This is a genomic window from Bifidobacterium mongoliense DSM 21395, assembly GCF_000741285.1.
GTDB lineage: Bacteria > Actinomycetota > Actinomycetes > Actinomycetales > Bifidobacteriaceae > Bifidobacterium > Bifidobacterium mongoliense.
Genome location: NZ_JGZE01000002.1, coordinates 44998 through 59102 on the forward strand (window position 1 = coordinate 44998; position 14105 = coordinate 59102).

Below are 14105 nucleotides of genomic sequence, written 5' to 3' on the forward strand. Positions count from 1 at the left end.
CGGTTCACGGGCACCCACACGACGAAGGAGACGGTGATGAGCACACTCAACGGTAAGCGCGCCGAGGCGCAGCAGCAGGGCAGGAAGATCAAGGTGGCCATCCTGGGCGCCGGTGGCATCGCCCACGCCATGGCGCTGACCCTCAATCGCATGGCCGACGACCCGAGGTACACGAACCTGGTCAAACCATATGCCGTGGCCGCCCGCGACGGTGAGCGCGCCGCCGACTTCGCCCGGCAGTACGGCCTGCCGGTGTCCTATGGATCCTACGAGGAGATGCTCGCCGATCCCGAGGTCGATCTGGTCTACATCGCCACCCCCCACAGCCTGCATGCCGAGCAAGGCGAACAATGCCTCAGGGCGGGCAAGAACATCCTGGTGGAGAAGTCGTTCACCGCCAACACGGCGCAGGCCGAACGACTGCTGGCCACGGCGCGCGAGACCGGTCTGCTGTGCACCGAAGCGATCTGGACGCGGTACATGCCCTCGCGCACGATCATCCACGATCTGCTGGCCTCGGGCATCATCGGCGAGATTCGTACGGTGAGCGCGAACCTGGGATACACGATCACCGGCAAGGCCCGTCTGACCGACCCCGCGTTGGCCGGTGGCGCCCTGCTCGACGTCGGGGTCTACCCCCTCAACTTCGTCGACATGATCCTCGAGGGCAGGCCCTACGACCGCATGGCCACCGCGATGACCCCCTACCAGACCGGCGTGGATGCGCAGAGCACGACGACCCTGTTCTACCCCGACACCGTCATGGCCGTGGCTTACTCCTCGATGGTTTCGATCTCGGACCGCGACGGCGTCGTATGGGGCACGGACGGACACCTCATCTGCCGGAACATCAATGACATCAGTGCGGTGGATGTGTACGACCGCGACTACCGGTTGGTCAAGCACGTCGACATGCCCGAACAGCTCACCGGCTATGAGTACGAGGTCGCCTCGGCCGCCAACGCGATCCTCGACGGCGCGCGCGAATGCCCTGAAGCGCCGCATACGGACACGCTGCGGATCATGCGGCTCATGGACGACATCCGGGGGCAGTGGGGTCTGCGTTTCCCCTTCGAACAGGAGTAACCTCCCGGGCTGGATGCGACGCCGGAACGCCGGGCGGTTCAGCGGGGTCGCGGCATCGTTCCCCGTGCGGACCTCGGCCTGGGCGGGTACCCCGAACGCCATACGAAGACGACGGACGAGACCGCTCCAGCGGACAGTATGACCGCCCACCATGGGAATCCGGGCAGACCGGATGGTCGCTTAGCCGCGTCACGATCCTTCTTCGGCGTCGGAGTCACACGCTGCCCCGTCACCAGGATGCGCTGCGAGTTGATTCCCAACGGCGTGCAGGTCACCAGAGCCACCAGATCCTTGTCCGGCTCCGCCTTCAATGAGGCGGTGTCGGACGGATCCACGACTCTGATGTCATGGACCCGATAGGTGAGCACCTGGTCCATGACCTCGATGGTGAAGGTGTCGCCCTTTCTGACCCTGTCGAGATTCGTGAACATGGTGGCGGTGGCCAGGCCGCGATGGCCGGTCAGCACGGCGTGGGTGCCCTTGCCACCCACCGGCAGGGATGTGCCCTCCAGGTGCCCGACGCCTTTGAGCAACGTCGCATCGGAGGTCCCGTGGTAAATGGGCAGATCCACATCGATGGCGGGGATGCGCAGCCTCGCCATAGTGCCTGACGGATTCACAAGAATCGTGTTGTAATCGAGCGATGCCTTCGTATCGCTGCTCATGCCAGCGCCGGTGGGCAGCCGATGGTTCGCCTCCAGCACCGCCCCCGATGACAACGCGTCGTTATACTCGTGCGCCTCGCGCAGCTGCTGGGTGATGGACGGCGAGAGTGTGCCCGAATCAATCTGTTCGACGCTGGTCGCGATGACCCGGGACTGGTCGTACTGGGCGAACCAGGCGGCCGCGGATGGATACGTAAGAACGACGAGATCTGCCATCACCATGAGTGCGGGTACCAAGGCATACCACCGCAGTCTCCAGCCGTGCGTCGTTCGCCCCATCGTCGTCGCGGTCCGTGTCGTCACCTCCCGCTCCGACTCCCCGGTAGCGCGAATCTACCGGGCACGCGGTGATTTCGAGTCCACGGATCGATGACGAGGACCGGTATGCGCGTTGCGTTCGTTGTCGGTCATTGTTCCCCCGCCACCATCGTCTGCATCATCATCGTCTGCCTGTTTCATCATAGAACACGGACCGTGCCCTCCGCCTCGACTCCCACCGGTTCGCACGACGCGTTCCGTCGTCACCCCGGCGATACGCGCTGCGATCAAGAATCCACCGTGATGAACCACGGTGGGTATGCTGGTGGACACACGTAGGGACGCTTCGTCGGCAATCCGGCCCACAGCCCGAGCGTGATGGCATCAATCCCACAACCATCTCCCACCAACGCAACGAAGGAGCATCACCCATGAGCATGGACTTCCTGACCTTCTTCGACGACTTCAAGATCACGGGTACGGGCAAGCACGCGCATCCGCGGACCGAGGCGGACGACCGCGATGCGATGCACCGTTCGTCGCTGCCATGCCGCCAGCTCAACCTGCTGCGCGACTTCGTCGACGGGGAATCCGATTCCTTCGCTTCCGAGGATGGCCCCACGTTCCTGTGGGACGCGCAGATCGAGGACATCTCGAGCCGCAATGACCTTGTGGCCATCGAGAACTCCCCCGTGGCGCCGAAGGACCAGGCGCACGAGGTCATGGCCCGGCCCATCGAATGGTATTTCAACGGTTTGGCCTCGGTTATTCCGACCGCGCAACGCCATGATATCGGCATTGAGATCCCCAACGAAGACATGCCGACCTACCACGCCGACTCCGAGGCCCTGGCCGGCGTGCGCAGCGTGGTGGCCAATGCCACGGCAAGCACGCATTGGCTCGACGCCGCCACGAACCTCGCCTCCGCGTTGGGGCTCACCGCGGTGTTCCTGAGCAACGTGGCCGACCGCAACAATGAGGGATTCGACTTCATCAACGATCTGACGCGTACCGTGCGCATCTATTTCGATTCACTGGCGCGCAACGCCACGCCGTCGGTTGCCGGCCAGGCGCTGAACACCCTGGTGTCGTCGGTGTGCAACGAGAATTTCATGCTCAACCCCGTGCAGATGGTCGAAATCCTCTCCTGCACGTTGTCCTACGCCCGCTGGGACGACACCCGCATCCTCGCCTTCGACGCGATCGCCAAGGCCGATGCCGCCGTGACGACGTTCCTTAGCACGTTGCGCGAGCATGGCGACCAGGCGGACACCAACGAGGTGGACATGACCGAGGCGTCGGTGCTGTCCGGTCTCATCGACCACGATCAGACCGAGGATCTGCACACGCACTACGACCATCTCATGCTGTTCCTGCGCCACGATCTGCTGCGATTGAGCGGTGATCACGAGGCGGCGAACCGGGTGCTGTCCGACCACGTGGGCACCCCGCCGTTCGCCGACGTGCTCGCGGCCCGACTCATCCACGAGGAACGATGGGAGGATCTGCTCGGGTTCTGTGATACCCTGCTCGCCCACTCCCCCAATCAGCAGCTGCTGCTCTTCCCCATGGACATAGCGCCCTACGGTTGGGATTCATTGCGCGAAGGGGCCTTGGAATCGCTGGGGCGCCGCGAGGATCTGCGCATCCTGTATCGCCAGCGGATCGTGGAAGCGTACGACGCCGACGAGATCTTCAACGTGCATTGCCTCAAAGCCCTGAGCGCCGACGACTGGCCCGATCAGGTGCGCCGCATCGTCGACGAATACGACGACGGATTGGATCGCTTCACCCGGAACATGGCCTACGAGCACCTGCTCATCAGCGAGCATCTGGGTGAGGAGGCATGTCGGTACGCGGAGAATTTCCCCAAGGCCCGGGCCAAACTGGCGAAGACGATCGCCGCTTACCAGCCCGACACGGCCCGTAGGATCATCCTGGGGCCGTTGGGCCTGGATGGTTCGTATCACGGCAATCTGCCGAATCGACGTGAGGCCTACCGACGCATCGTCCGTGCCCTGACGAAATACGCGTCGGTTTTCACCGTGGCCGAGGCCCAGCAGGTCGCTTCGCGTCTGGTGGAACGCTATCCGTCACGTCGGCTGCTCGCCGAAGCGCTGCACGCCTTCCTGGAGTGAAGGTGTTCGGTGTGTGCGCCGTACCCCTGCACGGGGTACACGCCTAATGGCATTGCCACAGATGACAACCCCATGGTTGGCAACGCAACCGATGCCTTCGTATGGGATCACACCACAGCGATGATCTCGAACTAGATGGCGAAGCCCAGCTCTTCGGCCGCGGCTGTCGGGACCGGATCCTCGGCCCAATAGTCCTCGAGGTTCTCGTCGGTGCTGAGCGAACGAATCTCCGCCCGGTCGATGTACAGCTCGCCGCTGAGATGATCGGTCTCGTGCTGGAAGATGCGCGCGGGCCAGCCGTGGAGCCGTTCCTCGTGCTGGTGCCCTTTCTCGTCCTGCCAGCGTGCGGTGATGTCAAGCCAACGCTGCCGCACCGCTTGGAATCCGGGGACACTCAGGCACCCTTCATAGAAGCTGCGGGTTTCGACACCGACCGGCTCATAGACGGGGTTGATGATCGCGTGGAACGGGAATTCGGCGATTTCGCGCGGATCCTCGTCATCATCACGCAGATGGTCCTCCACGACCGCGAAGGCGAACCCCAGCCCGATCTGCGGGGCGGCAAGCCCCACGCCGGGGGCTTCGACCATGGTCGTGTGCATCATGTCGATGAGTTTGGACAGCGTGTTCGCGCTGAGCTGGCCATGATAGCGCACGGCCCGACGACGCAGGATCGGCACGCCGGCGTGAACGATGGGGAGGATGTGATCCTCGCCCGCGGTCTTCATGAGTTGTTCGACGGCGCGATTGAGGCCGATGTCGATCTTCGCGTTGTGGCCGAACATCAGAGAGCGAGCTCCTCCGCCACCACTGCGGCGAGACGGGCGCAGACCTCGTTGGCCTGACGCTGGGTCTCGGCCTCGGCCATGACCCTGACGAGCGGTTCGGTGCCGCTGGCGCGCAGCAGGACCCTGCCCGAGTCGCCGAGCAGCTTGGATTCGCGGGCCACCGCCGCCTGGACGATGGCATTCGTGGACACGGCCTGCTTGTCGACGTGAGGCACGTTGACCAGCTGCTGCGGCAGCTGCGGAAAATCGGCCGCGAGGGACTTGAGGCTCTTGCCGGAGGACACGACCTCGTTGCACAGGGTCAGCGCGGTCAGGGTGCCGTCGCCGGTGGTGGCGAATTCGCGGTTGATCACATGGCCGGACTGTTCGCCGCCGATCGAGTAATCACCGCGCAGCATCTCCTCGAGTACGTAGCGGTCGCCGACGTTGGTCTGCACCGTGTCGATGCCCATGTCCTTGAGCGCAAGCTTGAGTCCAAGGTTGCTCATGACGGTGACGACGAGCGTGTCATGGTTGAGCTTGCCGGCGCGGTGCTTGGCCCGGGCCAGGATGCCCATGATCTGATCGCCGTTCACCATGGTCCCGTCCTCGTCGACGGCGAGGCAGCGGTCCGCGTCGCCGTCGAAGGCGACGCCCAGCACAGCGTCCGAAGCCTTGACCATGGCCTGGAGCTGCTCGGGATGGGTGGAACCGGCGTTGCGGTTGATGTTATAGCCGTCAGGCGAGGCGTTGATGACGACGACCTCGGCACCGGCACGGCGCAATGCCGCCGGCGCGACGACGGAGGTCGCCCCGTTGGCACAGTCGGCGACGATCTTGAGTCCCTGCAGCGGCTTCGGCTGGGCCTTGCCCGGCTCGATCGGCGCGATGGCGGAGACGAGATGGTCGATGTACCGGTTCGTCGCGGTGGTCATGTCACTGCTGATGCGGCCCACGCCGGCGCCGGTGGGACGTTCCCAATCCTGTCCGAGGACCGCCTCGATCTCGTCCTCCTTGGTGTCCGGCAGCTTGAAGCCGCCGCGTGCGAAGAACTTGATGCCGTTGTCGGGCATGGGGTTGTGCGATGCCGAAATCACCGCACCCATCTCGACGTTGAGCACCGAGGTGAGGTAAGCCACGCCGGGCGTGGGGATGATGCCGGCGTCGATGACGTCGAATCCGCCCGCGCTCATGCCCGCCGACAACGCGGCGGCGAGGAAATCACCCGAGACGCGGGTGTCGCGGCCGATCAAGGCACGACGACGCCCCTCGTGGGGTGCGCCACCGTGCGAATCGCCCAACACCCGAACCGCGGCGTCGCCGAGGTCCAACGCCAACTGTGCGGTCAGCTTCTTATTCGCCAATCCGCGAACACCATCGGTCCCAAACATCCTAGGCATATGCTTCTATCCTTCGCTTACGAACAACTTGCCACCATCCATATTACGTATGCAACGGTATCGCGCGGGGGAACCCGACGAAACTGCCCGGTTCCCCCGCATTTGGCGGCGCCTCAAGGAATCTACTCCGAGGGCGTCCCCATACCAAGCGAGCATCGCCGGGTTACAGCGCCTCGTTGTAGGCGCGCACCATGAGCGTGCGCTGCGAGGTCTCGAGGTTCGCGCTGATGAGATGGCGCAGGGCGCGGTCGGCCTCCGTATGGGCGGCGATCCACCGTTGCCCGGCCTCGACGAGCGCCTTCGGATCGGCGTGGATCGGGTACAGCCCTCCGATCAGGCTTTCGGCCATATGGAAGGAACGGTGTTCCCAGATCCAGTCGACGGCCTCGTAATACCGTGCGACATAAGGCTGGGCGAGCGACTCCCGGGCGGAGGCGAATCCGGCGATCACGGCCTCGAGCTGGCTGTTGGTCAGCTCCTCGTGATGCAACGCCTGATCCCAGGCCCACGACTTTGCCTCACCGGTCGCACGCGAAGCCTTGGCGGCATAGGCGAACTCGCGGTTCTCCGTGGTGTCGCGCTTGGCGAGCTCGCGGTCGATGCCGGCATCGTCAATGAGATTCGTCCTGGCCAGCGCCCGGATGATGACCCAGCGCAGGTTGTTGTCGATCTCGAGACCTTCCAGGGTCACCGAACCGTCGAGCAGCCCCTGGGCGTCACGGGCGAACTCCTCGTCGCCCTCCTGCCCATAGGACAGATAGGCCATGACCAGCTGCAGTTGTTCGTCGGAGCCGGATTCGGCAGCGTTGGCCAGCTTCCACAGCTCCTGCGCGGTGTGCTGCATGGTGCGCTCACGATCGGCGGACGCCACGTAGTGCATGACCGTGGTGTTCAGCGTGCCGAGGGCATAGCGGAAGGTCGTGGACTCGTGCTCGGTCGACAGCATGGCGAGGCTCAGGTCGACGAAGTCCCGTGCCGGGTATCCGCCGTCGCGGGTCATGTCCCAGAAGGACAGCCAGATCACGGCGCGGGCCAGGGCGTCGGAGAACCGGTACAGGTTCTCGGCGGCGAAGGCCAACGAACGATCGTCAAACCGCAGCTTGGTGTAGGTCAGATCGTCGTCGTTCACGAGGATGAACGCCGGGCGGCGCTTGCCCACGAGGGCATCCACGGAGGTGGACTCGCCGTCGACGTCGAGTTCGACGCGATCGGTGCGGACCACGGCGCCGGTCTCGTCAACGTCGTAGCAGCCGATGGCCAAACTGTGCGCGCGTAGAATCGGGTGCTCGGCGGGCGCGCTCTGCTTCAAGGTCAGGGAGGCGATGATGCCGTCGGGGTTCTCCTCGACCTCGGTGCGGATCGTGTTGATACCCGCCTGCTCCAGCCACTGCTTCGACCAGGCCTTGAGGTCCCGACCGGAGGCGGATTCCAGCTCGCCGAGCAGGTCGGCCAGCGTGGCGTTGCCGTAGGCGTGGGCGTCGAGGTAATGGTTGATGCCAGTGAAGAACTGCTGACGCCCGACATAGGCGACCAGCTGCTTGAGTACGGAGGCACCCTTGGCATAGGTGATGCCGTCGAAGTTGACCTCGGTGTCGTGCAGGTCGTTGATCGGCGCGACGATGGGGTGGGTGGTGGACAGCTGGTCCTGGTTGAGGGCCCAGCTCTTCTCGCCCGAAGTGAACGTGGCCCAGGAATCGGTCCATTCGGTGGCTTCGGCCGTGCACAGGGTCGACATGAACTCGGCGAAGGATTCGTTGAGCCACAAATCATTCCACCACTTCATGGTGACGTAGTCGCCGAACCACATGTGGGCGAGCTCGTGCAGGACCGTGACGACGCGGCGTTCGGCCAGGGCGTCGGTCACCTTGGATTCGAAGACGTAGGAGTCGCGGATGGTGACCATGCCGATGTTCTCCATGGCGCCCGCGTTGTATTCCGGCACGTAGATCTGGTCGTACTTGGCGTACGGGTAGGGCACGCCCCACGTCTTGGCGTAGAAGGCGAAGCCCTTCTTGGTGATGTCGAAGAGGTAGTCCACATCCTTGGCGAAGGCGTCGCGCAACGCCTGGCGGCAGTACATGGCCATGGGCACGGTGCGGCCGTCCTCGTTGGCGTATTCGGTGTGCCACTCGGCGTACGGGCCGGCGCAGATCGCAGTGAGGTAGGAGCTCATCTTCGGGGTGGTCTCGAAGACCCAGCGCCGCGCCGTCTCGGCCGGCCGGCCGCCCAGCGTGCCGTCGGCGGTCATGATGCCGTCGAGCAGCTCACGGTGTGCGACGGGCATGTTGGAGGTGACGATCCAGCTTTCGGGGGCTTGTACCGAGAAGTCGAAGATGGCCTTGAGATCGGGCTGGTCGAACACGGCGTAGACGCGGCGGGCATCGGGCACCTCGAACTGGGTGTAAAGGTAGACGTTGCCGTCCGAGGGATCGACGCTGCGGTGCAGGCCCTCCCCCGTGTTGGAGTAGCGGCACAGGGCCTTGACGGTCACGGTGTTGCGCTCCTGCAGATCATGCAGGGCGATGCGGTGATCCGCCACGCAGTACTCCGGGTTGACCGATTCGCCGTTCACGAGCACCGCGCTGACTTCGTCGGCGATCAGGTCGAGGAAGGTGTTGCTGCCGGTCTGCGCCCCGAAGGTGATGGTCGTCTCCGAGACGAACTGCTTCGGTCCCCGCGTCAGATCAAGTCCGACGGTGTAGTGAATCGGGGCCGAGATGACGGTCGCGCGCTCCTCGGCTTCGGTTCGGGTGAGATTGGCACCTGGCATGGTGCCCCCTTTCATGCGATGCGGCGTGGAGGGATCCTATGCCGCGATGGTTGTCTGCTGGTGGATAAACGGATGAATCACATACATCAATGAACTGACGGACCGATGACTGCGCCGACGCCGTAGTGCAACCACGGCGTCGGCGCAAGGAAGCGACCGAATGAACTAGCGGCGATCCTGGGGATCGTCGTTCTGCGCGATGTCGGCCACGACCGGCACGACCATCGGCTTGCGATGCAGCTGGCGCGACACCCAATTGCCGATCGTGCGACGCATGATCTGCTGGAGCTTGTAGGTGTCCTTCGTGCCCTGCATCATCGCGTCCTGCAGCTGCTCGACGATCTGACCGCGCACGCGCTCGAAGTCGCTCTCGTCCTCGGCCATGGCGTTCAGGTAGATCTTCGGCGTGGTGATGACGTCGGAGGACTCAGTGTCGACCACGACGAAGCAGGAGACAAAGCCTTCGGTGCCAAGAATCAAGCGCTTTTCGAGCTCGTCATCCGTGATCTCGCCGACGGAATCGCCATCGACGTAGACGTAGCCGCACGGCACCGAACCGACGACGGCAGCCTGGCCGTGGTACAGATCGACGACGTCGCCGTCCTCAGCGAGCACGACGTTGTTCGGATCCACGCCGGTCTTCACGGCGATAAGGCCGTTGGCGACCAGGTGGCGGTTCTCGCCGTGGATCGGCATCGCGCACTTGGGCTTGATGATGTTGTACAGGTACAGCAGCTCGCCCTCGTCGGCATGGCCGGAGACGTGGATGGCCGCGTTGTCCTTGTTGATGACCCGCGCGCCCTTCTGGATGAGCTTGTTGATGACCTTGTACACCCCGTGCTCGTTACCCGGGATGAGGGAGCTGGCCATCACGACGGTATCGAACTCGTTGATGGTGATGTCGCGGTGGTTGCCATCCGCGATGCGGCCCAGAGCTGCCATCGGCTCGCCCTGCGAACCGGTGCACATGTAGACGATCTTGTTGTCCTGGATGTCGTGGGCCTTGCGCAGATCGACGACGGCGCCCTCGGGAATCCTCAGATAGCCCAAATCGGCGGCGATGGACATGTTGCGTACCATCGAACGCCCGACGAAGACGACCTTGCGGCCGACCTTCTGTGCGGCGTCGATGACCTGCTGGACACGGTGGACGTGGCTGGAGAAGCTGGCCACGATGATCTTGCGGGTCGCCTCGGCGAACGCGCGCTCCAAAGCCGGGCCGATGGAGGTCTCAGGCTTGACGAAGCCGGGCACCTCGGCGTTGGTGGAATCCATCATGAGCAGGTCGATGCCCTGCTCGCCGAGCTTGCCGAACTCCACGAGATCGGTGATGCGGTGGTCGAGGGGCAGCTGGTCGAGCTTGATGTCGCCCGTGTCGATGAGGCTGCCGGCCGGGGTGCGCACGCATACGGCGAGCGCGTCGGGAATCGAATGGGTGACGGCGATGAACTCAAGGTTGAAGGGACCGACCTTGAGCTTGTCACGGCCGTTGACCTCGACCATGGTCGGGTTCTGGTGATGCTCCTTGCACTTCGCGTCGACGAAGGCAAGGGTCAGCTTGGAGCCGATCAGCGGGATGTCGGGACGCAGGTTGAGCAGGAAGGGCACGCCGCCGATATGGTCCTCGTGACCGTGGGTGAGCACGAGCGCCTCGATGTCACCGAGACGATCCTTAATGTAGTTGAAGTCGGGCAGGATCAGATCGACGCCGGGCTGCTCCTCTTCGGGGAAGAGCACGCCGCAATCGATGAGCAAGAGGTGACCGTTGTACTCGATCACGTTCATGTTGCGCCCGATCTCACCCAGACCGCCGAGCGGCACGATGCGCATGGAACCCTTGTGGTACTTCGGCGGGGCGATGAGGACCTCGTCCTGCTGCGGGGCGATCGAATCGCCGCGACCGCGACCGGAACCGCCGCGACCGCCGGAGCGACGCGAGGAACCGGACTGGCGCGAGCCACCGCGGGAGGAGTCGGAGCGGGAACGGGTGGAGCGACCCGAACGCGAGCGCCCGCCGGAGGTCTTGGAACCGCTCTTGGTCGGGCTCTCGGCGTCGGAGGACTTGGCGCTGCGAGTGCGAGGGGCGCGCTCGGGCGCGGACTCGACGGCCTCGTCACGTGAGGCCGCAGCTTTGCTGCCGCGCCGGTGTGTGGTCACTGTTATCTGTTCTTCCATATGTCTTTTCCTAGTGGATCTTGTAGTTGGTGTCCGTGGCTCTTGATGCACGGACGAGGAATGGTTGTTGCGTGGGTTTCAGGTGGGGGCTGAGCCGGCGGGTTTATCGCCGTTCGGTGGCACGCGGTACGACCGGTGCCCAACGCCTGGTGGCGCTCAGAGCACCTTGGCTTCGCGCATGCCTTGTTCGGCGCGGAAGAGCTCCTCCGGGCTCGGACCGACGTTGGGCAGCCGCATGGTGGTGTTGTCAAGCACCCCACGGACTTTGAGCGCGGCCTTGGCCATGACGGCCTGGAAACCGTTGCCGTTGAGGGCCTCCACGAGCGGGGCGAGTTGCACAGCCAGCCGCTGGGCGATGTGGATGTCGCCACGGTCGAAGGCGTCGGCCAGCTCATGCATCGGGCCGGCGGCGGCGTGGGCAATCACGGAGATCACACCGACCGCACCGACGGACAGGTACGGCAGGAACAGCCCGTCGTCCCCGGAGTACCAGGTCAGCCCCGTCTCCATGCGCTTGCGTATGGCTCCGGCGACGTCACCGGTCGCGTCCTTGACGGCGGCCACATGGTCGAGATTCGCCAGACGCCGGTAGGTGCTCAGCTCCAGATGCAGTCCAGTTCGGCTGGGCACGTCGTAGATGATGATGGGCTTGTCCGCGGAGGCATCGACTGCCGCATAATGCTGGTAGACGCCGTTCTGCGACGGACGCGAGTAATACGGTGCTACGACGAGCACCGCGTCAGCCCCGGCCTCCTGCGTCTGCTCGACCATGCGAACCGTATGGATGGTGTCGTTCGAGCCGGCTCCCGAGATGATCGGCACGTCGACGACCTCTTTGACGGCCTTGACGAGCTCGACTTTCTCCTCCATATGCGTCACGGGGGATTCGCCCGTGGTGCCGTTGACCACAAGGCCATCGGCGCCATCCGCCACCAGACGCTTGGCGAGGCGTTGCGCCGCCTCGAAATCAATGGATCCGTCGGAGGTCATGGGGGTGACCATGGCGGGAAGTACGCGCCCAAACGGTGCGGGGTCAAGAAGATGCATGGAACCGTCAGTCATAAGGTCCACGGTACTTCGCGGGCGGGACGCTGACGGTTACGTCTCCGGGTTCGCGGGCGGAGTCATGACCGCTTTCGCAGGAGATGGGGCGTTCAGACGCAATGCGCACGCGATACCCTATGCACGTTCGCTATGCACGGCATGGCCGCCGAACTGGTTACGCAGTGCGGCGACCACCTTCATCGTCATGGGGTCGTCGAGCTGTGAGTTCTGTCGGGCGAACAACGAGGCCGCCGTCACTGGCAATGGCACTCCCATATCCAGACCATCCTGCACCATCCAACGTGCCTCTCCCGTCTCCTCCGCCCTGCCCGCGATCCGTGCCAGATCAGGATCGTCCTTGAGGGCTCGCACCAGCAGGTCGAGCAGCCACGACCGCACTACCGAGCCCTCACGCCACGAGTCGCAGACCCGGTCGGGGCATTCGACCAGATCGCTGGCCTCCATCATGGCGTATCCTTCGCCCAGAGCCTGCATCATGCCGTATTCGATGCCATTGTGAATCATTTTCACATAGTGACCCGCGCCGACCGGACCGGCATGCACCAACCCACTGTCACCGGACGGCTTGAGCGTTTCGAAGACCGGGAGGATGCGCTCGAAGTCCGAGTCATTGCCCCCTACCATGAGCGCATAGCCGCACTCACGCCCCCATACACCTCCGGAAGTGCCGACGTCCATGAAATGGATGCCATCACGCCCCAGTTCCTTAGCGTGACGCTGATCATCGCGATATCGCGTATTGCCGCCGTCAATCACCAGATCCCCCGGATCAAGCAGCTCCGACAACTCAGCGATGGTACCGTCCGTCGCCGCGCCCGCCGGCACCATGACCCACAAGGTGCGCGGGCTTGGCAACGCCTCGACGAGACCCGACAGTGAATCCACGTCGCGCCCCGAGTCGGCGGCCATATCGTAGCCGACGACCCGGTGCCCTCCCTCACGTAAACGTTGCACCATGTTGCCGCCCATGCGGCCCAACCCAATCATACCGATGTCCATATCGATTCCTTTCCTCTTGTTGTGCATTGTTGCGACGACGGCAGTACCCGACCTGCTGCGCCGACCCGTCCCGACCGGGAACGCGTTTCCCGGACTCCACGCCTCCGGGTACGGCTACGCCGTTCGAGGTGCGAGATGCAGGATCTCGACGATGGCGCGAGACTCCTCCTCCACCGTCGGATGCCGACCCAGATCAAGAGACACATGAACCTCGTCATTCCCGGGACGTTCAAGAATCGCAAACTGCGATGCGAGCATCTCGGGTTTCATGAAATGCCCCTGCCGATGCGAGAGCAGCCCCATCACCGTGTCGTAATCACCGTCGAGATACACGAACACCACACCGGGCATACGCAGCCTATCGCGATAGATGCGCTTGAGCGCCGAACAGGTGACCACGGCGGGCCGGCGCTCATCAACATGCCGACGAATCCAAGTGGCAATGGTATCCAACCACCCCCAACGATCGTCGTCGTTCAGGGGAATGCCGGCGGCCATCTTGTCGATGTTGGCCTGTGGATGGAAATCATCGGCTTCCGCGCTGTCCCAGCCCCGATCCCGGGCGATCATTGAGGCCACGGCCGTTTTGCCGCTACCGGCGGGACCCATCACCACAAGGACGGGCTCGGCCGAATCAAAGTATCCGGCTGGAATCGTGTTGGCGACGATAACGTCATCCCTGCCCAACGCCCCCAGATCCGTATCTTCACGGGATGCGGATCCCTGTTGTACTGCGGAGGACCGGGAATCGATGGTGGACTGGCTACGCATAAGCAATCTCC

The 14105-nt window shown here is 64.0% G+C and carries 10 protein-coding genes; 2 read left to right on the forward strand and 8 right to left on the reverse strand.

Annotated elements, in window-relative coordinates; translation table 11 throughout:
* Positions 1-36 precede the first annotated feature (36 nt).
* Positions 37-1086, forward strand: coding sequence for a Gfo/Idh/MocA family protein (locus BMON_RS01565; RefSeq protein ID WP_033512366.1), 1050 nt, complete (start codon positions 37-39; stop codon positions 1084-1086).
* 38 nt (positions 1087-1124) lie between these two features.
* Here BMON_RS01565 and BMON_RS01570 read toward each other — a convergent pair whose 3' ends face one another.
* On the reverse strand, positions 1125-1967 hold the full coding sequence (locus BMON_RS01570; RefSeq protein ID WP_237745281.1) for a class C sortase: 843 nt from the start codon (positions 1965-1967) through the stop codon (positions 1125-1127).
* Positions 1968-2440: 473 nt separating this feature from the next.
* Between BMON_RS01570 and BMON_RS01575 the strand changes: the two genes are divergently transcribed.
* Positions 2441-4147 (forward strand): hypothetical protein, encoded by a 1707-nt coding sequence (locus BMON_RS01575; RefSeq protein ID WP_051917748.1) that lies wholly within the window; start codon positions 2441-2443, stop codon positions 4145-4147.
* A gap of 131 nt (positions 4148-4278) precedes the next feature.
* Here BMON_RS01575 and BMON_RS01580 read toward each other — a convergent pair whose 3' ends face one another.
* The 7 genes from BMON_RS01580 to BMON_RS01610 all read right to left on the reverse strand — a co-directional run bounded on the left by BMON_RS01580 (position 4279) and on the right by BMON_RS01610 (position 14094).
* Entirely contained in the window at positions 4279-4932 is a 654-nt protein-coding gene (locus BMON_RS01580; RefSeq protein ID WP_033512364.1) for a peptide deformylase, read from the reverse strand.
* On the reverse strand, positions 4932-6314 hold the full coding sequence (gene glmM / locus BMON_RS01585) for a phosphoglucosamine mutase (protein ID WP_033512363.1): 1383 nt from the start codon (positions 6312-6314) through the stop codon (positions 4932-4934). Before glmM ends, BMON_RS01580 begins: the two co-directional genes overlap by 1 nt.
* Positions 6315-6477: 163 nt before the next feature.
* Positions 6478-9084 (reverse strand): aminopeptidase N, encoded by a 2607-nt coding sequence (pepN, locus tag BMON_RS01590; protein ID WP_033512362.1) that lies wholly within the window; start codon positions 9082-9084, stop codon positions 6478-6480.
* Positions 9085-9249: 165 nt separating this feature from the next.
* Positions 9250-11259: a ribonuclease J gene (locus BMON_RS01595; RefSeq protein WP_033512361.1), complete on the reverse strand. Its 2010-nt coding sequence runs from the start codon at positions 11257-11259 to the stop codon at positions 9250-9252.
* Between the two features lie 156 nt (positions 11260-11415).
* On the reverse strand, positions 11416-12321 hold the full coding sequence (dapA, locus tag BMON_RS01600; RefSeq protein ID WP_033512360.1) for a 4-hydroxy-tetrahydrodipicolinate synthase: 906 nt from the start codon (positions 12319-12321) through the stop codon (positions 11416-11418).
* 117 nt (positions 12322-12438) lie between these two features.
* On the reverse strand, positions 12439-13323 hold the full coding sequence (gnd, locus tag BMON_RS01605; RefSeq protein WP_033512359.1) for a phosphogluconate dehydrogenase (NAD(+)-dependent, decarboxylating): 885 nt from the start codon (positions 13321-13323) through the stop codon (positions 12439-12441).
* A 114-nt stretch (positions 13324-13437) separates the two neighbouring features.
* Complete coding sequence (locus BMON_RS01610) at positions 13438-14094, reverse strand: gluconokinase (protein WP_237745282.1); 657 nt, start codon at positions 14092-14094, stop codon at positions 13438-13440.
* Positions 14095-14105: the final 11 nt, after the last annotated feature.